Here is a 24,561-nt window from a genome sequence, read left to right as displayed (position 1 = left end):
TTATAACACCAACGACGTTTTGATTTTTACCAAAACTGAATGGTATTGGAGAGGTGTGTAACAAATGCAAGGACAGGAAATTCTGGCAGCATTGGAGAACGCGGTTATCACTGGTAACAAGGCTGATTCGATAAAATTCGCCAAGGAGGCATTGGACAGCGGAGTTAAGGCCTTGGACGCCATAGATAATGGATTGGTCAAGGGGATGACCATAGTTGGTGACAAGTACGCCAAGCACGAATTCTTCCTACCCCAAGTACTACTGGCTGCGGCGTCATTGTACGGCGGATTGGACATTTTGCTACCCCATATTCCAAAGGATGGAACCGCCAAAAGGGTGGTTGGAGTCATTGGGGTCGTCGAGGGTGACGTGCACGACATCGGTAAGAACATCGTGAAGACCATGTTGACCGCGGCCGGGCTAGACATGCATGATTACGGCAGGGATGTGCCGATCGAGAACTTCGTCAACTCGGTAAAGAAGGATGGAGCTAGCATACTGGCTATGAGCACCTTGATGACCCCGACCATGGACGGCATGAAGTCGGTCGTCGACGGATTGATCGAGAGCGGGGACCGCATGAACGTAAAGATCATCATTGGTGGCGCACCCACTTCCCAACCGTTCGCCGACGATATCGGTGCAGACATGCATGCCATCAATGCTCAGGAAGCTGTAAAGAAGGTCAAAGGGGCGATGTAAATGGCTGACACAATGAATCATCAGGAACGGTGCGTGGCGGCGCTGACCAACCAACCGGTGGACAGGCTGCCTGTGTATCCCATCGCCTGCGGTGTCTGCCGCAGGACGGTCGGGGACGGAAAGATGCTATACAGGGACTGGTGCTCGGACCCCAAGAAGTTCGCTCAGGGATTCATCACCGGGCAGAAGTACTTCGACTTCGATTTCACCATAGGTCTGATGGACCTGTCGGTGATGGCCGGAGACCTTGGATCGGGCGTGAGGATGGACGAGCAGAACACACCGTTCGTGGACGACCCGGTGATCAAGGGACCCGAGGACTACGAGAAACTTGTTGTCCCCGACGTCACCAAGGGAAGGTCCAGCGTTCTGATCGAAGGCACCAAGCTCTTCGTCGACGCGTTGAAGAACGAGACCATAACCGCAGGTTTCTTGGAAGGACCATTACTGGTCCTGACCCAGGCGGCGAGCGCGGAGAAGGTCTTCATGGACATGTACAACAACCCGAGCGCTGTCCACAAGGCCCTGGCCACCATCACCGAGTACGACAAGCTGATGATCCAGGGAATGGCAAAGGCCAAACCAGCTGGACTGGTGTGGGATTATCTCTGGGGCAGCTACTCTTGCCTGGGTGACAAGGAATATGATGAGTTCGAGGGCCAGCAAAAGTACGCGGGCTCGCTCAATGAGATGACCGCCAAGGAGGGAATGGCCTTCTGCGTCCACAATTGCGCAGACCTGCCCCATCTGGACACTCAGATCAATAAGATGAAGCCGGCCATCTATTCCATGGCATACTACCCGCTGATACCCGGTTCTCCGTCACCGAAGGAGACCATCGAGAAGGGTTACGCTGACAACTGCCTAGTGGCCGGTCAGATCGACCCCCAAGGTTTCGTCAGGTGGAGCCAAGAGAAGATGCAGAAGACCACCATGAACCTGGTGCAGGAGGTCAAGACCGCCCTGTGCGCCCGTGGCCTGAAATCCAGGTACTGCGTCGCCTCCGGATGCGAGGTACCGCCGTCTGTCACCACCCGCCTTGAGAACATCAAGGAGGTCGTGGACACCGTCAAACAGTATGGTCAGGTAACCAGCAACTGATGGCTTCGGCCATCATCTAAATTTTTTCCTTTTTCTTTTCCAAATATTTTAACAACATATTCATAGTTGGAATCTGATTTCCGGAGATACTGGTGAACTCATGAAGATCGCTCAGGTTGCAGGTTTTCTTGGAAGTGGAAAGACCACGTTCCTCATTGAATTGGCCAAGATCCTGGTGGACCGTGGCCATAAAATCGCCATCATTGTCAATGACGTGGGAGAGATAAACGTCGATGCTAAGTTCATCGAGATGTACGGACTGAAGGCCAAGGAGATCTCCGGCGGATGCATATGCTGTCAGATAGCTGGTAACTTCGCCAACACCATCGCGATCCTCTACAACACGTTCAAACCGGACATCGTCATCGTCGAGCCGTCGGGAGTGGCCATACCCTGGGGGCTTAAACGGGCGGCCGAGTACTCCGAGGAGGAGATGGACGACGTCATCGTCCACGCCCCGGTCATCACCCTGGTCGACTCGCTGAGGATCGAGGAGCTCATGCATGCGGTGCGCCGCCTGGTCGAGACCCAGATCCGTGAGGCCGACGTGATCTTCATCAATAAAGTGGACAGTGCCACCAAGGAAAAGATCGACCTATCGGTGCAGTTAGCCAAAGCCATCAACCCCAACGCTGAGATCATGTTCGGATCCGGTCGCAACAACCAGGGTGTCAAGGAAGTGGCCACTTTGATAGAGACCAGGACCTCCCCCCGTTATGATGAATCGTGTGAGAAGGAATTGCTGAAGAAGAATTATGGAGGGGGCGCCTGATGACCGAACTTGATGAAGATGACGACCTGCATTTGGAAATGCATCGTGCCGTGGATGAGCTGGGTAAGTTCTCCCTTCACATGCAAATGAATTTCGGGAAAGGTGCGCCGGCGAACAAGGCCATCTCCTTTGTGGAGGAGTTGCTCATCCAGGTGACCGATGCCTGCCTTCATCACGGAGCGGACCTGATCGGGCATGTTAAAGCGTTCATGATGGTGGATGAGGGTTCCAACGTAGGATTCTCCCTGATACACCAGAAGATGCAGGTGAACATCACCAGACAACTGAAGAGCGATATCGTCGAGAACGCGGATGTGATCGTGCATGTCATAGTGCATGGAATTTGGGACCCCGAGGTCCGCGAGCTGACCATGGGCGTCCTGGATGGTCTGTCCAAGTCTCGAGAGATTACCTTCCATGTGATCAAGGACTATTATGAGACGGAAAAGAGCGTGGAGCACCACGGAGGTTGACCATGGAAACCTACTATCAATCTATGAAAGCGAAGGGCATCTCCCGGAACAGCGTGGATTCCATTCGCAAGTTCAAATGCCCTAACTGTGGATTTGAATTCTCCATAACCTACGCACGTACCTTCGCCTGCCGCGGCTGCCCAGAGGTAATGAACTCCTGTCCCAAGGTGCGTTGTGGCAAGTGCGATCATGAGTTCTACATACGGGAAACGCCGCATGTTAATGGAAAGATGAGGGAACGAGAGATCTCGGATCATATCTCATCGGTTGTCAGCAGCTACTACCAGGAACAGGGTTGGAAGAAGAGCCGGTGATCAGCGGATCGCTTCTTCCATGGCCTTGACCACGGCCTTCACTTCCTCTTCCGATGGCTCCGGGAAATCAAAGGACGTTGTGAACTGGCATGGAGATAACCCCCGTGCCACGTGATCGTCGATCGTAATGGAACTTCCGATCCCCAACCCGTTCTTTTCCATCATCCGGTCGCAGCAACGGTTGCGGCAGCCGTTGACCGTCACCAGTGAAGACATGTCCACCCCGCCCATCTCCAACATTATTGGACTAAGTCCGACAGTGCAGACCGAGAACTGAATGACCTTGCTCATGTTGTCTTTGGCGAACGCCTCGGTCACTTTCTCCAGCAGGTACCCTCTTTCCCCGTTGGCTCCGCATACGACCACTCCTTTTCTCATCCTCGCATCTCCTTCAGCGTCTGGCGGATGCGTTCTTTCGTTTCATCGATGCCTTTGCGAGTGACGTTGAAATGCTTGTCGATCATGATAATGGAAGAGGGCAGCACTTCAAATCGATTTAACACCAGAAGACCGCACCCTCCCTCGCAACCGTCCACCAACAGTACCTTACGGAATTGAAGCGATCGCATCTCTTCCATAGCTTTCGGCAATTCAGCCAGGGCGGGAGCGACTGTCACCACCCTAATATTTTCTTCCCTGGTCAGCTCCCTCACCGCCGCCCTCAGCACCCTAGCACCAGGACTGTACCCGCTGCATATGGCCACATCAATCTGTTCGCTCATGCTCCACCTCGAAGTACATGCGGGGTTTGCCCACTGCCGTTACTTTCATGTGGATCTCCAAAAGCAAGCCTTCACCCCATGATTTTCCGATCTGACCCATTATCCGTTCGTTCTCCACTATGACCTCGATCTCGTCGGCCCCGGCCATTACGGACCTCTGTCGTACCTTGCTCTCCCCCCAGGACCTGGCATAGTTGGTGGCCTCGCTGATCGTCTCGAACTCCCTCATCTCATCCATGGAGTGCATGGTGCAGGGTGGGTCCTCCATCACTCCCAGCCCAGGCTTGGGCTTGATCAGCACCTCTACCGACTCCATTATACTGCTGGTGATGGCCCCGACGGCGTTCCCCACGTCCGAGTTCACAGGCATGAGCAGTTCGGTGTGCAATCTCTGCGCCACGGACGGGAGATAGGCGGCGATGGGCGCCCCGATGCCTATTATCTTCTTGTGCACTCTGATGTCAGCAGAGAAATCGATGCCTGGACGCTGGGTGGTCATCTTATCAAATAGTACGTTGCAGACATCGCAATGGGCCATCTTACCGCAGTCCTCGTAGACCAGGCGGAAGATTATCTCCTTGGTTATCTTTTGGATGACCGCCTCTTTTACCGTTGCGCAGAACTCCTTGATGTCCACGCCACATAGTTCGGCCCGATAATCAGCGGCCAGGGTCGACGCTTCCGCATCGTATTCGACATACTCCCCGGAGGCGTGCAGGGCGTCTGTGGGGGTAAAGCCAATGCGAGTGATGATGCCCAGTTCCTCAAGCTTGCGAACATTAAAACTGTAGGGATGCACACCAGTGGCTTCGGATAACTCCATCAAGGTCTTCGGCTCATCCTTGATGCTCTCCACCAGGAACTCCTCGTTCTGGGAGAGATCGTATCCCTTGACCGAGCGGGAGAATATGAAGAACTCATCGGCCTGCAGTATGTTCTCCAGGGCGATGTGAGTGGCCTGGGGGGTTGGCTTGAGCCCCTTGACCTTCTTCAGGCTCTCGAGTATTCGAGGGTATTGAACGGATGCTATGCATAGCGGCATGACCCTAAGCGCCCCCAGTAATATGTGGCCGTTGACCACGACCACCCGGCTGTCTCCACCGATACCGGACGTGGATATGTCCGCGGCCTTGACACGGGTGCGCCACCCTCCTATTATTGCCCCTTCGGGATCCAAACGGGGTTTCCCCCCGCGCAGCACGCCAATGTCGGTGGTCGTCCCTCCTATGTCGACCACCACCGCCTCTTCCTCACCGGTCAGATTCTTCGCCCCGATCAGGCTGGCTGCCGGACCGGATAATATGGTCTCCACCGGGCGCTCCTTTCCCAGTTTTTCACTCATTAGCGATCCATCGCCTTTGACGATCATCAAAGGGGCTGATATGGAGTTCTCTTTCAGCACCTTAATGACCGATTGGATGAGGTCGGTCATTATCGGTATCAACTTGGCGTTCAGGACCGCTGTCAGAGTCCTCTCATGGAAGCCCAGCTGAGTGGAAAGCTCATGACCGCAGACCACCGGGATGCCCCAGTTGCTGGATATCATGTCCTTTAAAGCGATCTCGTGCTCAGGATTTCGTACGCTGAAAAAGGTGGAGATCGCGATGGCGTCCACCTGGTTTGCTATGCCCTTCACAAAATCCATGGCTGCGACCAGGTCGATATCGCAGTTGGCCTTCCCACGAATGGTGTGCCCTCCCTGAACCTGGACGACGTGCTCTATAGGGATGCTTTGTTTATACTCCTCTCCGGCGATTATCAGAGCCACCCGGCAACCCTTGCCCTCCACTACAGAATTCGTTGCCAATGTGGAGGATAAAGAGACCAGTCGGATGTCTTTGACCGGTATTGGGCCTAGGTTCTTTATCGAGCCGGAAATGCCGATGCTCAGATCGTTCCTGGTGGTCAATGCCTTGGCCTTGGCTATCACTCTGCCATCGACCAGGTCGACCAATGCTGTGTCAGTGTACGTGCCTCCGGTATCAATTCCCAGTCCTAGGTCCATTTTCATCCCTTCAGACAATTTAAACGATATACATTCGAAATTCCTCGAGCGTTTATAATACAATCGTTAATATCTTCATCTTAGATAGGACACTGGCACATGTTCAATTATTCCTGTACAACAGTGATTTTGACATGATACCGGTGGGCTAAATTATTAATATGATGCATAATCGCCGGAATCAGATCTTTTTCCGCGAAAAGGACCGCTTCCCTGCCGTCGATCATCTTATCCAAACATGCGGTGAGCCCGGGGAGCCGAACGTCGGTGGGCAGGGTCATGGCCAGTAGGTGCTTTGCCTTGGAACCGTAGTACCCCACGGCCTTGCCATTGGATAGCATTTCGTGAACATCCCGTACCGCCGGCACGTGTTCCTGGTCCACTTCACGAATATGTAGATCACCTACCTGTCTCCGGTTCATGCGGCACATCTTCAGCCTCATTTCCGTCATATCCCTGGGCACCGGTTCCCGTTCCATCAGGCCGGAACGGTGCATCTCCTCGTTCATTCGGTAGACCGACGGGGCCTGAAAGCCTAAAAGCTCCAGCAAGGTTCGGTTGGCGAAAAGCTCCTCCGCTGGTCCGGAGTAAAGGAGACGACCTTGGTGGACCACTTTGAAATCGTCCGCCCAGGAATAGGCCACCTCCATCTCATGGGTCGACATGATGAGCGTTATCCCTTTCATATGCAACTCCTCGGTCAATTCCAATACCTCCTGGACCATGTGGGGGTCCAGACCGGCGGTGGGCTCGTCCATGATGAGGACCTTGGGCCTCATGGCCAAAGCGCCTGCCAGAGCTAGTCGCTTCCTCTGGCCAAAGGACAATTGCTGGGAGGGTCGTTCCCTATTGTGCGTTAGGTCTACCAATGACAGGGCCTCGTCCACTCTGGCCTCGACCTCATCCCGAGGGAGTCCCAGGTTCAATGGACCAAAGGCCACATCCTCCTCGACGGTGGCGGAAAATATCTGATCGTCCGGATTCTGCAGTATCACCGCCACCTCCTTGCGTAGCTGGCTCAGTTCCTTGTTACGATATACCAGCGGTGATCCCTGGTACAACATTTGACCGCTCTTGGGTTTGAAAACCCCATTGAAGTGCAGGAACAATGTGGATTTACCGGCACCGTTGGGTCCCAGTATGGCCGTCTTCCTTCCCTCTTCGATCGTCAGGCTGATGTCCCGAAGGGCCATCCCCCGCCCGGGATATTCGAAGCATATGTTCTGACATTCCAGAAGTGGGCCGTCCAATCTTTCACCCCATAAGAATGCCAGATCGGACACAGACATCGTTCAATTGCAGTAGGAGGAGGAAGCTCATCACACAGATGGCGACCCAGGCGTAGCTCATACCTTTCGGCTCCCTAAGCATCCCTATGCTGCCCTGATAGTTGCGGCACTGCATGCCCTGATTGGACCTCTCGGCGGTTTCGATGGACCGAATGAACATACCGGTCATCATCTTGGCATATGTCTTCACGCTGTTCAGACGTCCGAGAAAGCCCAGTCGGCATTGGGCCGCGAGGTGCATCCTACCCGCCTCATCTAACAGCATAAAGGAGTAGCGATAGACCAGTACCATCAGTTCGGTGAACTCCTTCGGTACCCTGAAACGCACCAGCATATCTGCGAAGTGCGGGATGGGAGTGGATGTAGCGAAAAAGAGCATGACGCTTATGCCGGCCAAGGCCCGCAGCGTCACTAGGGATGCGGTACTGACCCCGGTATCCGAGAAGGAAAGAACGAATAGACCCAGGTCGACGCTCCAGATGGTTAGCCCGGGGGTCACCGCAGCGATGACCACTCCGCCTAGAACGATCATCCCCAAAGTTTCCAGAATTATGATACCGATGATCTTTGGGAACCGGAAGCGCATGGAGTATCCAAGCAACAGCACCCCCACCACCAAGACCATCATCGGAACGAGCATGGACTTGGCCAGCAATGAGGAGATGAGCAACGTCAGAACAAATAGGAACTTACCGGTCGGCGACCATTTCAAGGCGGAAGAACGATAAGCAAGCTCGTCCAGTTCGAACATTTCACTTCTCCTGTGAACGGCCTATTCCTTTACGGGCCTTGTTGCTCCCCAGGAAATAACCGATCACAAGGGCGCCGATGGCTGCCTGCAAAGTGAATAGAAGCGTCGCCAGCTCCCCAGAGGGTTCCCATAGACTGTTGAACCAGGGCTGATAGTCCGGATCCGTATCGGAGATGATATCCCCACCACTATCGTCAGTGCCCGAGAAATCCGAATTGGGATTGAGAAGCACCGCCGACACCAGGATCACGGCCATGACGGTAAAACCCAGAATGTAATAGTGCCTATGATTCATCGGTCACCCTCCTGGGGAACACCCTGTCCGTCAGGTCAGGTCTCGCTCTCTGCAGATAATCCACGAAGATTGTGAATAGTATGCCCTCAACGATCCCTAGGGGGATCTGGGTTACGGCGAAGACCGAAAGAAAACTGACCAATGACTCGGAGAATGTGCCGTAGGCCAAAGCCAGCTGTACGGCGGTGGTCACGTAGGTCATGATACCGGCCAAGAACACGGTGATGAAAACAGTGATAGGAGTGCGAATTCCAGCCTTGCTCATTGTTTTGAAGGCCATGTAAGCCACGAACGGGCCGGCCACGCCCATGGAGAACACGTTCGCCCCCATGGTGGTGATCCCCCCGTGCGCCAGAAGCAAAGCCTGGAAGATCAGTACGATGAAGGACATGACCGAGGTCACACCAACGCCGAAGAACATGGTGGAAAACCCAGTTCCGGTAGGATGAGAGGAGGAGCCAGTGACCGACGGTAGCTTGAAGGATGAAAGCACGAATATGAAGGCCCCGGACAAAGCTAACAACGTTTTCTGCGCTGGGTCCTCCCTGATGAGACGGCGGATCGTATAGAAACCATAAACCAGGAAAGGAGCGGATAGCATGGTCCAAAAAAGACACCACCATGGGTCCAGGTACCCTTCCATTATGTGCATTTATCGGCACACTCCTGGCATACGCCCTTGAGACGCAGTTCATATCCGTCCAATGTCAGCCCGGTATCCTTGGCAATTTGGGTCAAGGATAGGTCGTACGGCACACTTTGTAAACGGCCACAGATCCGACATTCCAGATGGGTGTTGGAATAGGGATGGGCAAAGAAGCATTGCATCGATCCGACATTGGTCTCGGATATCAATCCTATGGCCACCAATCGGTTGAGGTTTCGATATACCGTGCCCAGGCTGATGCGGGGAAGTTTCTCTCGGGCCAGTTCATAGATCTGGTCCGCCATGAGCGGTCCCTCGCTATCATAAACAATGTCCACGGTGACCTTCATCTGCCTTGTCCATCTGGTCGGATATGAGTTCATAATAGTAATCATTACTACTAAATCGGATTATTAAATGATTCGCTTTATCACGGAAAAGATATCAGCTTGATGCGCGTTATTTGGTCAAGCCCGTCCCGATGCGCCCTTTGGTCGGAACATGTGGGAAAGGCTTAAGTAACGAACGAGGGAGCTTCTTGGAGTTCGATGAATACGTGATCGATCTTAACGCAAATTGTCCCTGCGGGTGCATGGAGGGCGATCGGTTCCATAACATCTATCGATTTCCAAATAACTATGGGGCTTCTGTAGTGTCTAGTCCCAAGAACGATTCGAAGAGGAAGGGGGGCTATCGCATCATGCTAATTCGATTCGACTCTCCAGCTCCGGAGCACATGTGGACGTTGGACGATGATAATCCCATATCCGATTCCATCATCGATTGCGACGATTGGGGGACCGCATTGGCATATCTCCGGCGCCTGTTCGCCCTTCCCATACATGTGAATGACGGATGATACCATGACCGAGAGCATTCCAGCCAAGAAGGGGCGTTTGGCCATCATTGCCTGCGAGATCCTTAAACCTGAACTTGAGAAGCTGACAGAGGGTTGGGACGAGGTGGTCCACAGAGAATACCTAGAGTTCGCCCTGCACATAAACGCCGATGATCTGAGGGTCAAGGTCCAGGAAAAGGTCAACGCTCTGCAAGGTCAGGTCGACGCCGTGTTCTTGGGATATGCTGTCTGTCAATCACTGTCCGGAATAACTGGTCTTTTGAAGGTGCCAACGGTCATGTTGGAGGGAGATGATTGTATCGCCGCCATCCTGGGGCCAGTGGAGTACGAGCACCAGAAGCGTTTGTGCGGAGGCACCTGGTTCAATACGCCTGGGTGGGCCTTGAGAGGGGTGGAGGGAGCGATCAAGGAGCTACATCTAGATATGCTCATAGACCAGGGATACGAGCCGAAGTACTTTCTAGACATGCTCTTCGAGAACTACGAGAGGTGTGTATACGTCGATACGGATGTGGGCGATGCGGAGCATTACGAAGCATTATCCCGCCAGTTCGCCGAGGACCTGGGGCTGAGGCACGAGAACCGGCCCTGCGGAACAGCCAACCTGGAAAGGTTCCTGGCCAGGGCACTGCATCTGGCTAGAGGTAATGGTCCAGCGGTTAAGCTTCAATAATCCTTTTGAACCAGTATGCCGTTCCAGCGGGCTGAACGAAGATGAACGACGATTTCAAGGTCACACCCTGGGAGGTCACGGGGGAGATCGACTACGATCAGCTCATCACCCGTTTCGGGACCAAGAAGATCGACCGCGAAATGCTGGACCGTTTGTCTGGTTACGGCGAACTGCACCCCATGCTGCGCCGCGGCGTGGTCTATTCACAAAGGGACCTGGGATGGTTGCTGGACCTATACGACAAGGGGCAGAAGTTCTTCCTTTACACCGGCCGCGGTCCTTCCGGGGGCACTCACCTTGGCCACCTCATGCCCTGGATGTTCACCAAGTATCTGCAGGACCTCTTCCATGTCAATTTGTACTTCCAGATGACCGACGATGAGAAGTACCTCTTTAATGAGAATCTGAGTTTGGAAGATACGCGCCGGGCGGCCTATGATAACGCCTTGGACTTCATCGCCCTTGGTTTCGACCCGGAAAAGACCAAGATAGTCATTGACACCGAGCAGATCAAGTTGCTATACCCGTTGGCTTTGAAGGTGGCGAAACGTGTCACATTCTCCACTGCCAAGGCGGTGTTCGGTTTCGACAACAGTAACAACATCGGCAGCATATTCTACACCAGCATGCAGGCGGCGCCCTGCTTCATCGAGGATGCCCTGTACGGAAAGAACACCCCTTGCCTCATTCCTTGTGGCATAGACCAAGATGCTCATTTCAGAGTGGCCAGGGACGTGGCTCCGCTGCTGGGATATCATAAGCCGGCCCTCATTCACAATAAGATGTTCCCCGGTCTGACCGGTAACGACAAGATGTCCTCCTCACAGCCACTGACCACCATATTCACCACGGACAAGCCCAAGGAGGTGAAGAAGAAGATAGGCAACGCCTTCACTGGGGGACAAACCTCAGTGGATGAGCAACGCAAGCTTGGCGGCCGACCGGAGGTCTGTTCGGTCTTCAAGTACCAGTACTTCCTCTTTGAAAAGGACGACAGAGCTTTGGACGATCTGTCGGAAAGATGCCGGAAGGGAGAGATACTTTGCGGAGAGTGCAAGCAACTGCTGACCCAGCGGATAAACGAGTTCCTGGAGGAACATCAGAGGAAGAGGGAGGAGGCCAAGGAGCGTCTCCACGAGTTCATGCTCCCCCCTACCTGTTGACGCCGATAGGGAAGGTCGTTTCAGTGGAGGACGATATCTCAGTGATAGAGGTCCTACCGGAGTATGTCGAAGGGCTGTACCGCATAGAACTGTTGAAGAAACTGGACGTGCTCTTCGTCTTCGACCATAGCCAGGGGTTCGATCTGCACGTGCATCCTCGCGGGGATGCGGAAATTCCTCTGACCGGGGTCTTCGGTACCCGCAGTCCGCGCCGCCCTAACCATATAGGCCTCACGCGGGTACGATTGCTGGAGCGTAAGGGGGATCGCCTTAAGGTCGAAGGACTGGACGCTTTCCTGGACAGCCCCATCCTGGACATTAAAGGAGTGATGAGCAAGGGATTTTCCTGGGACCCTGCTGAATGCCGGAAAACCGTGAAGCGACAGTTCGTGCACCGAGTACATAAATGACTTATATCGAGGACAAAATCCCCCAGAACATGAAGGCCACCGATGTGTTGGAAGGTCTCAGCTATTCCGAGAAGAACGTGCTGGTGACCCTGCAGAGACTTAATGGCAGGGCACCACCGGACAAGGTCTTCGAGGAGGGAGGGTTCCAGCAGCTGGTGGAGGTCATGAACGCCGCCTCCTGGTTGCAATCAAAGGGCGCCCTGGAGATCGAGGAGAGCGCCCGCAAGACCTATTGCCTGAAGGACCGCTCCTTGGTGGAGAAGGGCGTGCCTGAAAGGAGGGCATTGATCGCCATCTCTCAAAATAAAGGGAGCATGGGAGTAAAGGAGCTCGAATCCGTCATGGGGAAGGTCGAATCTTCCATGGCCATCGGCTGGCTTATGAAGAAAAAGCTCGCCAGATTGGATAAATCGGGTCCGGAGCCGATGTTGCACCTTACCCCAGAAGGGGAGGGCTTTCAGGACAAAGAGATGTTGGACGAATCACTGCTTCGGCAGTTGGGCGTCAGGGATCTCGATGAAGGAGAGGTGGACCCGAAGGCGCTGGACCTCCTCAAGGCGCGCAAGGGCGTACTACAGGAGAAGCTGTTAGTGTCCCGCACTCTGCGTCTAAGCAAGCTCGGTACCGAGATATTGTCATTGGGAGTACAGCTGACCGAGGAAGTTGCCCAGCTCACCCCTGAGCTGCTTCAGACCGGAAAATGGAAGGATGTGGATTTCCGCCACTATGATATCAGGACGTTCGCCCCTAGCCAATATCCAGCCAAGAAGCATCCCCTTACCAGAGTGGCCGATGAGGTGCGCCGTATATTCATTCAGATGGGATTCACCGAGATCGATGACGAGTACGTTCAGCCGGCGTTCTGGAACATGGACGCGCTATTCACCCCCCAGGACCATCCGGCCCGCGACCTGCAGGACACCTTCTACCTGAAGAACCCCTGCCGACTTCCTTTGGAGGACGAGGAGATTGTACGGAAGGTCAAGGCGGTGCACGAGAATGGCGGCGATACTGGATCAATGGGATGGCGTTACGCCTGGTCCAGAGAGGAGGCCGAAAGGGCCCTGCTCAGAACGCACACCACCGTCAACACGATCCGCTACCTTTCCAAGAACCCCGATCCCCCGTTGAAGGTCTTCTCCATATCTCGCATATTCCGTAATGAGAGCATTGATATGACCCATCTGCCGGAGTTCGTGCAGATCGAAGGCATCATCATGGAAGAAGGTGCCAGCTTCGATATGCTGGTCAGCATGCTCAAGGAATTCTACCACCGCATGGGCTTCGACAAGGTCAGAGTGCGGCCAGGACCGTTTCCATATACCGAGCCGTCATTGGAGGTGGACATTTACTTCAATGGCTCCTGGATGGAACTGGGAGGTGCGGGCGTTTTCAGACCAGAGGTCACCGGTCCCCTGGGGATAAAACATCCCGTACTGGCATGGGGTTTGGGATTCGAAAGACTAGCTATGTTGAAATGGAACCTCAAGGACATCCGGGAGCTGTACGTGACCGACCTGGACCTCCTCAGACAGAGCCCGATCTTTTAATGGAGGCCTTTTTAGAGTACTCCCGGGCCTTTTCCCTCATTTCCAAAGCGTCATAGCAGGCCGCCATGGCCTTGTAGATGTTCCGCTTGTCGCCGGACCTTGCAAGACCTAGTGCCTTGCTGTAGTTGGCCAATGCTTCCTCCTTGCGATCGAGGAAAACCAGTGCCTCGCCCTTGCGGGTGTATACCTCCTCCAGCAGGTCGGGATCGTTGACCCCTCCTCGCCGATTCACCGATTCCAGCAGACGTAGGGCCTCACCATTCTGTCCTAGTTTCCCCAGGCAGATAGCGATATCGCAATCAACCAATGGTGACGGTGTTTGTTCTCCGGCCTGCTTCAGGATCTCCAATGCCTCCTGAGCCTTTCCTTCGGCCAAAAGCAATCTGCCTTTTAACACCAAGGCGTTATGGATCTCCTCTGGATCACCGGTCAGGAACATTTCCTCAGCCACCATATGGCCGTAGGTCAGGTCCTGGTTCCTTCTGGCCGATTCACCCCTTATGCGGCGTACCTCACGAGCGTATCTGGGTAGGATATCGTCCATACTTTTGAGCGATTCCAGCAGCTCCGGTCCAGCAGAGCGGGCCATTTGCCATCCCCTGTTTGCCAGTAGCATTTGCGCCTCCATGCACCGGCTCGCCTCCAGAAGGTGATGCAATCGCTCTATGAAATCTTCCTCCGATAACCAATAATCGGCAGCAAAACTGTGCGCCGCCCGTAATGATGTCTTATCCAACAAAGCTGGTATGGAACTTCGCAGTGACGCCGGGATGTCCACCATACCCTCCTTATTCTCGGGCAGCAGGCTTATATTGGCCGCCGGTAAGGCCGAGCGTTTGAACGGTTTGCGAAAGACCACCGATTTAGCCATTAATGCTTTCAGTTCAGGATTGAGCTGGGTCCAGAGCTCTTCCCCCTTGCATTTCTTGAGATCTAGCAAGGGCATGATCTCTATTCCCTGGCGAGTGGCGAAATCCTTGAGGTTCCTAGCCCTATCCTCACCTGATTGGGTGAGGAAGTACACCTTGCGCTTGACCGTTCCGGCCTTGATGTGGGATATTCTCTCCGCCACGGTTTCCGCCTCCTTCAGCTTCTTCAGCTCTATGGCGGCGTGCGCCCTGGATATCCGTAAGGCCTCACCGATGCCATCTTGACTCACCTCGAACGGTACATCGAAATCGTTCTGATTCTTAGAATATTGAGCTAGATGAAGCACTATCCTTTCCCCGACCGTGATTGGCGTCGCCATTTCAATCCAATCGTTCAATGACCGGTCGCCTTATACCCAATGCGGTTACATGTAGCATAATTGATAATCATAAAAATACGCTGAACACCCTGAAATGATGGGATTAACTTCCATAACGGTAATATGCTCCGAGGGAATTGGCCGGTCATGCGACTTCTAGTGTGCTCAACGCCCGATGTTGCCAGCGTTAATCTGCGCGACCGTTTGCTGGAGATCGCTGATTGGAAGGAGGAGGGTCGGTTCCAAGGACGGCCCTGCTATCTGCTGAATGATCTGTACCTAGTGACAAGCGATACCCTGCACCTTGATCTGGATCATGTCGATCGGCTGGTGAATGAAGCGACCGGGGTGACCGTGAACGAGGTGGTCTTCCTATCAAAGCATCGCGCCGCTTCGGGAACGCCTACATTGACCATGCACCCCATAGGCAACTTCGGAAAGGCGGACCATGGGGGGAGGGAGAGGACCCTGGTGCCGTCGTCCCCGGCGTTCCTCAGCGGAATACTCCGAGAACTGGCCATCAGGGGAAAGGAACTCCCTTTCCAGATATCCTATGAGGTCACCCACCACGGACCATATCTCGAGGTCCCTACTACCTATGTCGAGATAGGCAGCGATGAGAGCAAATGGGGGCATCTGGGCGCCGCCACGGCTCTGGCGGAAGCTATTTTGAACTGGCGGGCGATCGATGGCCCTGTTGTCATCGGGGTCGGCGGAGGGCATTACGCCCCCAGGTTCACCGAGGTCACACTAACGAAGAAGTTGAACTTCGGGCACATGGTGGCAAAGCACGTCCTGGAAGCAGGGGGTGACGAACACATCTTGTCCTCTATCGCCTTGGCAATGAAGGCCAGCGGAACTGACATCGCCTATGTGCACAAGAAATCGTTCTCTCGACCGGAGGCTCGTCGCATCAAGGACCTGATCGAGGGAGCGGGCTTCAGAGTGCTGGAGAGCGAGAATCTGGAGGACGTTCAAAGTTGATCCCACTCGTTCCCGTTCTCGGAAATCAGGGCATAACCGCACGATGGGCAAGCCTTCCACCCGGGCTGCATCTCCTCATTGCAGGATGGACATCGAGGCAGCTTGACGGATGTCTCCGGTGGTTTCCACTCCTTTTGACCGATGGGACGCATGCTGCGTTGGGTCAGCCCCTGGAATCCTGATGCTGGCTTTACCGTTTTTTGGGATACCGTCGTGCTGATCACAGATCCTGACATGACCAATATAGCCCCGATGACGTTCAGGAAAGCCCCGGTACCGTATTTTACATCCTGTCCTTGGTATTCCTTCTGCAATAGCAATATCACAAGGATTATCAACAAGGATACGGCGACGGCCGCCATCACTTGCATCAAGAGGACCTTGCTCCTCCCTTTGGATGGCCGGTAGAAGTAGATCAAGGAGATGATGGAAAAAACCATTAACAGTGCTCCCAGGACCGGGACGCATAGAGCGGTGATGTAAAGGATATCGATATCCAGTAGATCCAGCATGAACACGGGGCTGCCCTGCATATCGATCCATGGAAGCATGGCGGACAATGCGATCAAAAGACCACCTAATATGGTGAAGGCGCCTCCGGTAAATAGGGCGTCATGCTGCACCTGGGTAAGCTTTGAAGATGGTTTCGACTGGACCTTCTTGGGAGAGATATCTGCCGCCTTGACCAACTCTTTTTTAGAAACCGGCTGCTTCTTTTTTTTGGCCTGCTGTTTCTTCTTGTCCGGCTGCTTCTTTCCAAAGATGCTAATCTGAAACCACCGTCCCTTTGATGGACTTTCCCTCGATGGCCGATCGCATCTCTTCCATATCGCGTCCATTGACAATATAGATATCAATGTGATTGTCCCGGGCGATCTGCGCGCCCAGCTTATCAAAGACGTTGGATGGGCCGGCACCGTGCAGCCCCATATTGACCAGTTCGTACAGATGTTGATGGGTTATCGACGAGAGGCGTTCAGCATTGGGGTCCTTCTTTGGATCGGCGGTGTATGCGGCGTCGACCGAGGTCCCGTTAATGATCCGTACCGCTCCCACCTCCTTAGCCAGCATTGATGAGACAGCGTCTGTGGTGTGTCCGGGGACGGTGCCTCCCATGACCACGACCTTTCCTTTGCGTTCCAGATTATGGGCTTCGATGATGTCCTCGGGGATCTTGATGACCGCCATCTCTCCCAATGCGAAGGACACCAACTTGGCGTTCAAACGAGTGGTCATTATACCCATATCGTCCAGTTGATCCTCGGAAAGATCAAGGGAGCGTCCTAGGCGGATGTAGTATCGAGCGACCTTGCCGCCTCCGCAGACCAGGTAAATTTGATAGTTATCGCATAGATCGCTCACCATCTTCGCTAAGCGCTTCAAAAAGACGTCGTCCTTATCATCTGGCACGATCACGGAGCCGCCGAGGGAGACCACTACCTTGTCCATTAGTATACCAACAGATATAAGTCAGGAATCGTTTTCACCTAAAAAAAGGATAGGTTTCAGTTAATGGAAGGAATAACGGGCGAGATCCTCTCGGATCGACAAAAATACGATTTCAAGAGGGCTCTGGAAGAGATCATGGACCTGAAAGGACGGGGTACAGAGCTCATTTCAGTCTATGTGCCGCCCGGCAAACAGATCTTTGACGTTGCAGCTTATCTCCGCGAGGAGTTCTCTCAGTCATCCAACATTAAGTCGGCGAGCACGCGCAAGAACGTGCAGGGAGCTATCCAATCCATATTGGCTAGACTGAAATACTTCAAGCATCCCCCGGCCAACGGCGTTATTTTCTTCGTAGGGGAGATCTCCGCCTCGGGTGATCAAACAAAGATGGTCCAGTACGTGCTTGAACCGCCAGAACCGATCACCACCTTCCTCTACCGATGTGATTCCGACTTTCATCTAGAACCACTGAAGGACATGCTTCTGGAAAAGAAGGTGTACGGCCTTGTGGTGATAGACCGTAGCGAAGCCACTGTGGGCTTGCTGAGGGGGAGGACCATCACCGTCATCCGCAACCTACCCTCCTTGGTACCCAGCAAGCATCGGATGGGAGGTCAGTCGGCCCAGCGTTTCGAAAGGCTCATCGAGATCGCGGCCAATGAGTATTACAAGAAGGTCGCCGACATCATGGCCGACTCCATGCTGAACCTTGAGGGACTGGAGGGGATCCTGGTCGGAGGACCTGGCCCCAGTAAGGAGTTCTTCGTCAAGGAAGGGTATCTGCACCATGAGCTCGCTAAAAAAGTGATCGATTCGTTCGATATCGGTTACACTGACGAATACGGCTTGAAAGAGCTGGTAGACAAGGCCAAGGACAAGCTTTACGACCTTGATCTCATGCGGGAGAAGCGTTTCTTCCATAAGTTTCTGGAAGAAGTCCGCAAGACCGATGATAGCCTGGCGGTCTATGGTGAGGACCATGTGCGCAACGCCATAATGATCGGGGCGGTGGACACACTGTTATTGTCCGAGGGACTGAGAAAGAGACGCATCACCATCGAATGCCCCGCCTGCGGTACTGTGGAGAAGAGCTTCGATAAGAGCCCGGAAGGTAGCAGCGTGCCCTGTCCCAAGTGCGATGGCGTGGGCAATGTGGTCAAGGATATTGATCTGGTCGATGACATGTTCGACAATGCGGGCCTTATGGGCACCAAGGTGGAACTGATCTCCCCCGAATCCGAAGAAGGGGATATGCTCTTGAAGGCATTCGGTGGCATCGTCGGACTCCTAAGATTTAGCATAGGTGCTTAAATGGATGCCCTAGGTCATTTCGAATCGTGTATCAAGGAACGTCTGTCTAAAGAACTGGCATCGTTGGGGTTCACCGAGGATTTCACGTTGGAACGACCGGACCCTGAGATGGCCGATCTCGCCCTACCGTGCTTCCAGTTCGCCAAGTCATTGCGCAAGGCGCCCCAGGTCATTGCCAAGGATCTCTGCGCATCATTATCGCCAGACGAACACATCGGCAAGGTGTGGGAGGACCGAGGATACCTGAACTTCCGGGTGAACGAGTCATTGCTTGGCCATTTAGTGATCCATGAAGCGTTGGACCATCGAGAGAATTTCGGACGGAGCGATCCTCGTCCTGGACAGATATTGCTGGAGCACACCTCAGTGAATCCAACTGGCCCCATTCACGTCGGCAGGGCGCGCAATCCCCTGATCGGAGACACCTTGGCGAGATGCCTCCGCATGTGCGGACATCATGTCACCACCGAGTACTACGTGAACGATGTGGGGAAGCAGGTGGTGTTGCTGACATGGGCCTTGGCGCATCTCACAGAGAAGGACGTGCCACCGGCTGACCGGGAGAAGATGGACTACAAGTTAGTGGGCTATTACCAGGTCGCAAACAAGCTCATGGAATCGTCGTCCGAGGTGGCGACGGAGATATCACAGATGACCCAGCGCTTTGAGGCTGGTGATCCAGATACCATCATGAACGTACGGCGAACCGTGGACCAGATGCTTGACGGCATCCGGGAGAGCCTGAGCAGCGTCAACGTCACTCTGGACCATTACACTTACGAATCACAGTACATCCTAGATGGTAGCGCCCGGGATGTGGTGGAGAGGTTGAAGGCCTCGGATTACGCCATGGTCGAGGATGGTGCCGACTACCTCAATCTGGAGGACTTCGGGGTGCATGGACGCGATACACGCTTCTTCTTCACCCGCAAGGACGGGACAACACTGTACACCACCAGAGACTTGGCATACCATTTGGACAAGTTCAACCGAGCGGATCAGTTGCTGAACATACTCGGTGAGGATCAGAAGCTGGGCCAGAAACAGCTTGCCTCGGCATTGCAGATACTTGGCTCGGAGCGAGCACCGGAATGCATATACTATTCCTTCGTCTCCCTTCCAGAGGGGCGAATGTCCACCAGGAAAGGTCTGGTGGTCTACCTGGATGACCTGCTGGACGAGGCGGTGGAGCGTGCCTATAATGAAGTATGCAGCAGGCGCCCGGACCTGGACGACGATAAGAAGAAGCAGATCGCCAAGGACATCGGTGTGAGCGCGGTCCGCTTCAACATAATCCGAGTTCAGGCAGAGAAGCAGCTCATATTCAAATGGGAGGAGGCGTTGAACTTTGAGGGCAACAGTGCTCCCTTCGTGCAGTACGCCCATGCCCGTTGCTGCAGCATTCTAAGGAAGATAGGAGAATATAATAAACAGGCCGACCTTTCGGTACTATCGGACCCATTCGAGCGTAAGCTCATATGGACACTGGCACAGTTCCCGGAAGTGGTCATGCAGGCAGGGGAGAAGCGACGCATCAATATGCTCCCGACCTATGGTCATGAGCTAGCCTCGGCCCTTAACCAGTTCTACGGGGCGGTGCAGGTGTTGAGGTCCGAACATCAGGATGCCCGGCTCTGCTTGGTAGAGGCAACGCGCTGGGCTTTGCATAATGCCCTGATCACCATGGGGATAGCTGCTCCGGAGGAGATGTAATGGCAGAGATAAGGAAGATCAAGGAAGAGGACAGGTCGCACGTGAGGACCTTAGAACTGTTCTGTATCAGGGATTACATGGAGAGCTCCTTGCAGAAGAGTTGGGATGATCTACCATCAGAACTGATGGAACAACTGGGTGCCTCGGCCAAAGATTCTTTCGAGTTCTACAGGGAAAGCGGCATGAGCTACGTGGCCATGGAGAAGGGGCAAGTGATCGGATTCCTCTTCTCACAGATGATCCAATACGTCAACAACATAGAGAAGGTGCTTTGGATCGAGAACGTGGGCGTACACCCGGACCACCGGCGCAAGGGGGTCGGGCTGAAACTGCTGCGGAAAGCGGCGTTGGACTCCAAAAAGAAAGGCGCGAAGGCCGTTCAGAGCGTTATTATGCCTGACAGCAAGAACGCCGTGATGCTGCACAAGAAGGTGGGCTTTTTCATGGACGGCAGGAAGTTCGCCTTCCTGGACCTGGAAAACTTCCAGTAGTTAGAACTGGAGGATGAACTCCTCCTTTCCATATTTTTCTTCGATCAGATCCTTGACCCGCCCGTTCTCACGCTCGTTGACCGGGATCGGGACGATCCTTTGATCGATACCGTTTGCAAAGGCCTGTATAAGGGCTTGCTTGACCTCATCCATCCCCACAGGTCGTCCCATCTCCTTGGACAGACAGGTCACCTCGTAGCGGGTCTTTGACCCCTTATCCCCGTGGGGACGAAGGACCTTGAGCATGAGGCCCAAATCCGTATCCACCAGCATCGTGCCGTGTATCAGGAGCATGCCATGCTTTCGGGTCTGGGCACTGCCCGATACCTTCCTTCCTTGAATAAGGACGTCATTTGGTGGTTTGTGCTCCGCCTCTACGCCTAAACTTTTCAAGGCGGACACTAGAACGGAGCAGGCGAGGGCATAGGCCTGGTCCGGGCGAGGAAGCGAACTCTGATCAACCGTAAGGGAGAATATCAACTGTCCCTGATCGGTGAATATGGTGCTCCCCCCAGACATTCGTCTGACCAAAAAGATGTCCTCCTGTAAAAGCACGTCCATGTCCACTGTCTCTGCCACCCTTTCGAAGTAGCCCAGGGAGACGGTCGGTCGATCTCTTACATAAAAGTGCAGCGTGGGAGGCATGAGCCCCTTGGCACACGATTCCATTATAGCTTCCTCCAATGCGACAGAATAAAGTGGATGACAGGTGCCGGAGTCAATGAGCCTGAGCATTGAATAAAAAAAGAAAGAAGATGGTTAAAGGGTTTGCGGCTTATTTCTTCTTGGCCGGCGGGGTAGTAGGCTTCTTACCGGGCATCATGGGCAGCTTCTTCCGGAAGAAGAAGAGAACAATGACCACGATGACCACGGCGAATATCCCACCATACAACAACCACGCCTTCCATCCGGCCTCGTTGACCGTCAGGGAGACAGTGGCGGAGTTGTCGCTCAACTTGGAGGCGACCTCGTTGTTGGCAGTGACGTTCACCTGCAGGGTGTAGTCACCCTTTGACCCGAGGCTGACCTGCATGCGGATGACACCGCTTTCGCCTGGCTCGAGATAGGTGACCTCGGTGTCATTCACCAGAAGCACACCGATATCGCTGAGCCCGGTCCTGCTGCCGTCCAGGTTGATCTTCCACAGCTCGGCGAACAATCCCTCGGCCCTGGCGGTACCAACGTTGGTTACGTTGATGTATATGAAGCCAGCCTCACCCTCGGTGAAGGTCGTGGGATCGAAGGTCACAGAGCCTACCCGGAGGTCCGGGCGGGCTGAAGACTCGATCTTCAGGTTGAAGGTCGTGTTGGCCTGGTTCCCGGCGTTGTCGATCAGCGTCAACTTGACCGCGAAGGTCTTGATGCTGCTGAAGGAGTGACTCGGGGTTGACAGGTTGCTGGTGGTTCCGTCGCCGAAGTCCCACAGATAGCTGGCTATCCCGCTGTGGTCAGAGGATGCCGAGGAATCGAAGACCAGGGTCTGGTTCTCCTTGGCACTGGTGACCACGGTGTCGTTCAGCTTCACGGAGAACTTGACGGTAGGAGCTACAGAGTCGTTCACGGTGACGGTGACCATCTTGCTGGAGGTGTGGTTGGTCACGTCGGTCACGTTCAGATACATGCTGTAGGTTCCAGACTGGGTCCAGATGTGACTGACGGTCTGGTTCTCGCCCATCAATACGGTGGTGCTGTTGCCGTCGCCGAACGCCCACTTGTAGCTGGCTATAAGACCGGCCTCGGTGGAGGAGTTCAAGCGATCGTAGGAATCCACACTGGTGAGCTTAACGGCCTTGTTCTGGTCTACGGTCAGAGCGTTGCCGACCGCAGTACCGTTCTCGGTCGTCATGACCACGGGTGCGACGCCATCGACCTTGACCGTGAACTCCTTGTAGGCGTTCAGGCCGGACTTGTCGGTCACGGTCAGGTTGACGGCATACTGCTCGGCGTTGGTGTAGACGTGAACCGCAGTGACGGTGGTCACGGTGGTGCTGTTGCCGTCGCCGAAGTTCCAGGTGTAGCTCAACGGGTTGCCGTTGGGGTCATTGGAGCCGGTAGCGGTGAAGGTGACATTGACGTTCGCGGCCACGACGTAGTGCAGCAGTGCGGACCCGTTCATCACCTTATATGCGTCCACGCCGGTGACCACGGCGGCATTGGCCGTCGGGGCCACAGACTTCTGGACCGTCAAAGTGGCGTAGCCGGAAATAGAGGCCGCCAGAGCGGTGACCTCAGTATATCCGGAGACACTGATGCTGGTCGGGCTGGTGACGTTCTTCACCATCTCGTACTTGTCAGTGCCGCTGGGGAAGGCCAGCTTGTAGCTGTATCCCATCGAGGCGGTGTTCGCGCTGGTGAATATCTTGGCCTCGTAGCTGCTCAGAGCATTGGTTATGCCGGTCGCAGCGTAATTGGCCACCATCTTCATTTGGAAGCTGGAGGTACTGTTGATCGGGCCGGATAGATCGGTTGTGTCAATGATGACCGCGTCCTCGGATACGAATACCTTGGCGGACACCGTCATCATGCCCTCAGTGGTAACATCCACAGGGCCATAGGTGGTCATCTCGGCTTCGAACGCTGCTAGTTCAGTGGCATTTACCATGCCGTCACCGTCACCGAGGGCCAGGTCGATCTGCATCCTTGCGGAGGGTAGATAGGCGTAGTCCAGACCGGGTATGGTGTAGTCATAGTCAACGTTCATGGTCTTGGTCATTACCGCTGAGTTCCAATCGTCGGCGGCGAAGGCGAAGGCGTTCTCCACGCTCTGCAGATTCTGCGCGTTGAGGACGACCGATACCATGCTGTTGCCGCTGATGGTGACATCGGTTATTTTCGTCAGGGCTCCGCTGGCGTCTACCAGTAGGGTAAAGTCCCCGGGGTAGGCGTCAAAGCGGAAGTAGTTGGAGTTGACGGTGGCAGTGATGACCTTCACGTCCGGAGCGGATAGAGGGTCGTCATTGTCCACCAAATAAGCGATCACACTGGTGGCTGGAGAACCGGCCACGGTGACGGTCCCGCTGTAGGACACTGATGCGTCCAGGGTCACGTTCTGCACCATGTTACCTGCAACGGTCAAGGCTACTACCTCAGTGACGAAGTAGGCTTTCTTGACCACGACAGTGTAGGTACCGGAGTGCAGGGTCACGTTCAGCAGACCAGAGACATCTGTGCTACCGGAGGCAACGACCTGGGTGACCCCTGTGTTGGTCTCCTTCACGGTGACGGATGCTCCGACGACCGCGGTCGCCGCGGCGGTCACGTTGAACTGCACGGTTTTATCGGCGGTCGCCATGGAGTCCATGTTCGCTATGCCCAGGTTCACGTTGGTGAGCCCGTCGAAGCGGATGATCTCGCTATAGATGTAATCGTAATGATCGGTGGCGGATATCCTGAGCCTGTAGTATCCAGGAGCAGGGGTGAACTCGAGCAGACCGGCGCTGTCGGAGCTGTCAGAGTATGGGGTGACCTGCTTGTGCACTTCCGTAAGGGAGGCGGTGGCTCCATTTATTGGGCCGTCATCATCAAACACGTTGATCGATAATTTGTTCCCGGTAGCGGCGCTGACGCCCGGGGCCAACATCACCAATAGGGGTGAGGCCAAGAGTATCAGGACCATTAATCCGGTCGCTAGCTTCCAG

At 54.4% G+C, this 24,561-nt stretch carries 27 protein-coding genes; 14 read left to right on the top strand and 13 right to left on the bottom strand.

What is annotated here, in order from left to right; translation table 11 throughout:
• Positions 1-64: 64 nt before the first annotated feature.
• The 5 genes from VMW85_03305 (at position 65) to VMW85_03285 (ending at position 3,363) form a co-directional block, all read left to right on the top strand.
• Positions 65-703 (top strand): cobalamin-dependent protein, encoded by a 639-nt coding sequence (locus VMW85_03305; protein HUT27062.1) that lies wholly within the window; start codon positions 65-67, stop codon positions 701-703.
• Positions 704-1,804, top strand: coding sequence for a uroporphyrinogen decarboxylase family protein (locus tag VMW85_03300; protein ID HUT27061.1), 1,101 nt, complete (start codon positions 704-706; stop codon positions 1,802-1,804).
• A gap of 100 nt (positions 1,805-1,904) precedes the next feature.
• A complete protein-coding gene (locus VMW85_03295) occupies positions 1,905-2,576 on the top strand; it encodes a GTP-binding protein (GenBank protein ID HUT27060.1) in 672 nt (223 codons plus the stop codon).
• Positions 2,576-3,049 (top strand): hypothetical protein, encoded by a 474-nt coding sequence (locus tag VMW85_03290; protein HUT27059.1) that lies wholly within the window; start codon positions 2,576-2,578, stop codon positions 3,047-3,049. The genes VMW85_03295 and VMW85_03290 overlap by 1 nt, the downstream gene beginning before the upstream one ends.
• A gap of 2 nt (positions 3,050-3,051) precedes the next feature.
• On the top strand, positions 3,052-3,363 hold the full coding sequence (locus VMW85_03285; GenBank protein ID HUT27058.1) for a hypothetical protein: 312 nt from the start codon (positions 3,052-3,054) through the stop codon (positions 3,361-3,363).
• Here VMW85_03285 and VMW85_03280 read toward each other — a convergent pair whose 3' ends face one another.
• The 8 genes from VMW85_03280 to VMW85_03245 form a co-directional block, all read right to left on the bottom strand.
• Positions 3,364-3,741 (bottom strand): hypothetical protein, encoded by a 378-nt coding sequence (locus tag VMW85_03280; protein ID HUT27057.1) that lies wholly within the window; start codon positions 3,739-3,741, stop codon positions 3,364-3,366. It lies immediately after the preceding gene.
• Positions 3,738-4,085, bottom strand: coding sequence for a putative zinc-binding protein (locus VMW85_03275; GenBank protein ID HUT27056.1), 348 nt, complete (start codon positions 4,083-4,085; stop codon positions 3,738-3,740). The genes VMW85_03280 and VMW85_03275 overlap by 4 nt, the downstream gene beginning before the upstream one ends.
• Positions 4,069-6,090 carry a hydantoinase/oxoprolinase family protein gene (locus VMW85_03270; protein HUT27055.1) on the bottom strand — a complete coding sequence of 674 codons (2,022 nt, stop codon included), beginning with the start codon at positions 6,088-6,090 and terminating at the stop codon, positions 4,069-4,071. The genes VMW85_03275 and VMW85_03270 overlap by 17 nt, the downstream gene beginning before the upstream one ends.
• Positions 6,091-6,197: 107 nt before the next feature.
• Complete coding sequence (locus VMW85_03265) at positions 6,198-7,340, bottom strand: ABC transporter ATP-binding protein (GenBank protein HUT27054.1); 1,143 nt, start codon at positions 7,338-7,340, stop codon at positions 6,198-6,200.
• Positions 7,341-7,344: 4 nt separating this feature from the next.
• Positions 7,345-8,130 carry a cobalt ECF transporter T component CbiQ gene (gene cbiQ, locus VMW85_03260; GenBank protein ID HUT27053.1) on the bottom strand — a complete coding sequence of 262 codons (786 nt, stop codon included), beginning with the start codon at positions 8,128-8,130 and terminating at the stop codon, positions 7,345-7,347.
• A gap of 1 nt (position 8,131) precedes the next feature.
• Positions 8,132-8,425 (bottom strand): energy-coupling factor ABC transporter substrate-binding protein, encoded by a 294-nt coding sequence (locus VMW85_03255; protein HUT27052.1) that lies wholly within the window; start codon positions 8,423-8,425, stop codon positions 8,132-8,134.
• The gene (locus VMW85_03250) at positions 8,415-9,077 is read right to left on the bottom strand and encodes an energy-coupling factor ABC transporter permease (GenBank protein HUT27051.1); all 663 of its coding nucleotides are present in this window, start codon (positions 9,075-9,077) and stop codon (positions 8,415-8,417) included. Before VMW85_03250 ends, VMW85_03255 begins: the two co-directional genes overlap by 11 nt.
• Complete coding sequence (locus tag VMW85_03245; GenBank protein ID HUT27050.1) at positions 9,068-9,454, bottom strand: transcriptional repressor; 387 nt, start codon at positions 9,452-9,454, stop codon at positions 9,068-9,070. Before VMW85_03245 ends, VMW85_03250 begins: the two co-directional genes overlap by 10 nt.
• A 155-nt stretch (positions 9,455-9,609) precedes the next feature.
• Here VMW85_03245 and VMW85_03240 point away from each other — a divergent pair, with 155 nt between their 5' ends.
• From VMW85_03240 to VMW85_03220, 5 genes are read left to right on the top strand one after another with little or no spacing between them, the layout of a single operon-like run.
• Positions 9,610-9,930, top strand: a complete 321-nt coding sequence (locus VMW85_03240; protein ID HUT27049.1) for a hypothetical protein — start codon at positions 9,610-9,612, stop codon at positions 9,928-9,930.
• Positions 9,920-10,603: a DUF1638 domain-containing protein gene (locus tag VMW85_03235; GenBank protein HUT27048.1), complete on the top strand. Its 684-nt coding sequence runs from the start codon at positions 9,920-9,922 to the stop codon at positions 10,601-10,603. Before VMW85_03240 ends, VMW85_03235 begins: the two co-directional genes overlap by 11 nt.
• A gap of 41 nt (positions 10,604-10,644) precedes the next feature.
• Complete coding sequence (locus VMW85_03230) at positions 10,645-11,766, top strand: tryptophan--tRNA ligase (protein HUT27047.1); 1,122 nt, start codon at positions 10,645-10,647, stop codon at positions 11,764-11,766.
• Positions 11,767-11,789: 23 nt separating this feature from the next.
• Positions 11,790-12,176, top strand: coding sequence for a tRNA (N6-threonylcarbamoyladenosine(37)-N6)-methyltransferase TrmO (gene tsaA, locus VMW85_03225; protein ID HUT27046.1), 387 nt, complete (start codon positions 11,790-11,792; stop codon positions 12,174-12,176).
• A 29-nt stretch (positions 12,177-12,205) separates the two neighbouring features.
• The gene (locus VMW85_03220; protein HUT27045.1) at positions 12,206-13,726 is read left to right on the top strand and encodes a phenylalanine--tRNA ligase subunit alpha; all 1,521 of its coding nucleotides are present in this window, start codon (positions 12,206-12,208) and stop codon (positions 13,724-13,726) included.
• On the opposite strand, the gene VMW85_03215 is transcribed toward VMW85_03220, so the two are convergent.
• Positions 13,704-14,975 carry a hypothetical protein gene (locus tag VMW85_03215; GenBank protein ID HUT27044.1) on the bottom strand — a complete coding sequence of 424 codons (1,272 nt, stop codon included), beginning with the start codon at positions 14,973-14,975 and terminating at the stop codon, positions 13,704-13,706. The genes VMW85_03220 and VMW85_03215 overlap by 23 nt on opposite strands.
• A 147-nt stretch (positions 14,976-15,122) precedes the next feature.
• Here VMW85_03215 and VMW85_03210 point away from each other — a divergent pair, with 147 nt between their 5' ends.
• A complete protein-coding gene (locus VMW85_03210; protein HUT27043.1) occupies positions 15,123-15,959 on the top strand; it encodes a D-aminoacyl-tRNA deacylase in 837 nt (278 codons plus the stop codon).
• Here the strand turns inward: VMW85_03210 and VMW85_03205 are convergent.
• Positions 15,950-16,798, bottom strand: a complete 849-nt coding sequence (locus VMW85_03205) for a zinc ribbon domain-containing protein (protein ID HUT27042.1) — start codon at positions 16,796-16,798, stop codon at positions 15,950-15,952. The two genes, VMW85_03210 and VMW85_03205, sit on opposite strands and share 10 nt — an antisense overlap.
• Positions 16,725-17,408, bottom strand: a complete 684-nt coding sequence (pyrH, locus tag VMW85_03200) for a UMP kinase (GenBank protein HUT27041.1) — start codon at positions 17,406-17,408, stop codon at positions 16,725-16,727. Before pyrH ends, VMW85_03205 begins: the two co-directional genes overlap by 74 nt.
• 63 nt (positions 17,409-17,471) lie before the next feature.
• Between pyrH and prf1 the strand changes: the two genes are divergently transcribed.
• From prf1 to VMW85_03185, 3 genes are read left to right on the top strand one after another with little or no spacing between them, the layout of a single operon-like run.
• Positions 17,472-18,719: a peptide chain release factor aRF-1 gene (gene prf1 / locus VMW85_03195; GenBank protein HUT27040.1), complete on the top strand. Its 1,248-nt coding sequence runs from the start codon at positions 17,472-17,474 to the stop codon at positions 18,717-18,719.
• The gene (argS, locus tag VMW85_03190) at positions 18,720-20,432 is read left to right on the top strand and encodes an arginine--tRNA ligase (protein ID HUT27039.1); all 1,713 of its coding nucleotides are present in this window, start codon (positions 18,720-18,722) and stop codon (positions 20,430-20,432) included.
• Positions 20,432-20,923 carry a GNAT family N-acetyltransferase gene (locus tag VMW85_03185; GenBank protein HUT27038.1) on the top strand — a complete coding sequence of 164 codons (492 nt, stop codon included), beginning with the start codon at positions 20,432-20,434 and terminating at the stop codon, positions 20,921-20,923. Before argS ends, VMW85_03185 begins: the two co-directional genes overlap by 1 nt.
• Here the strand turns inward: VMW85_03185 and VMW85_03180 are convergent, their stop codons facing one another.
• The gene (locus tag VMW85_03180; GenBank protein ID HUT27037.1) at positions 20,924-21,592 is read right to left on the bottom strand and encodes a lipoate--protein ligase family protein; all 669 of its coding nucleotides are present in this window, start codon (positions 21,590-21,592) and stop codon (positions 20,924-20,926) included.
• 106 nt (positions 21,593-21,698) lie between these two features.
• The coding region (locus tag VMW85_03175) for a PKD domain-containing protein (protein HUT27036.1) at positions 21,699-24,561 on the bottom strand (2,863 nt) is incomplete at its 5' end.

This window comes from Methanomassiliicoccales archaeon, from assembly GCA_035527755.1.
Taxonomy (GTDB): Archaea; Thermoplasmatota; Thermoplasmata; order Methanomassiliicoccales; family UBA472; genus UBA472.
The sequence above is the reverse complement of the archived record's forward strand: the minus strand, read 5'-3'. Positions and strand labels throughout refer to the sequence as shown.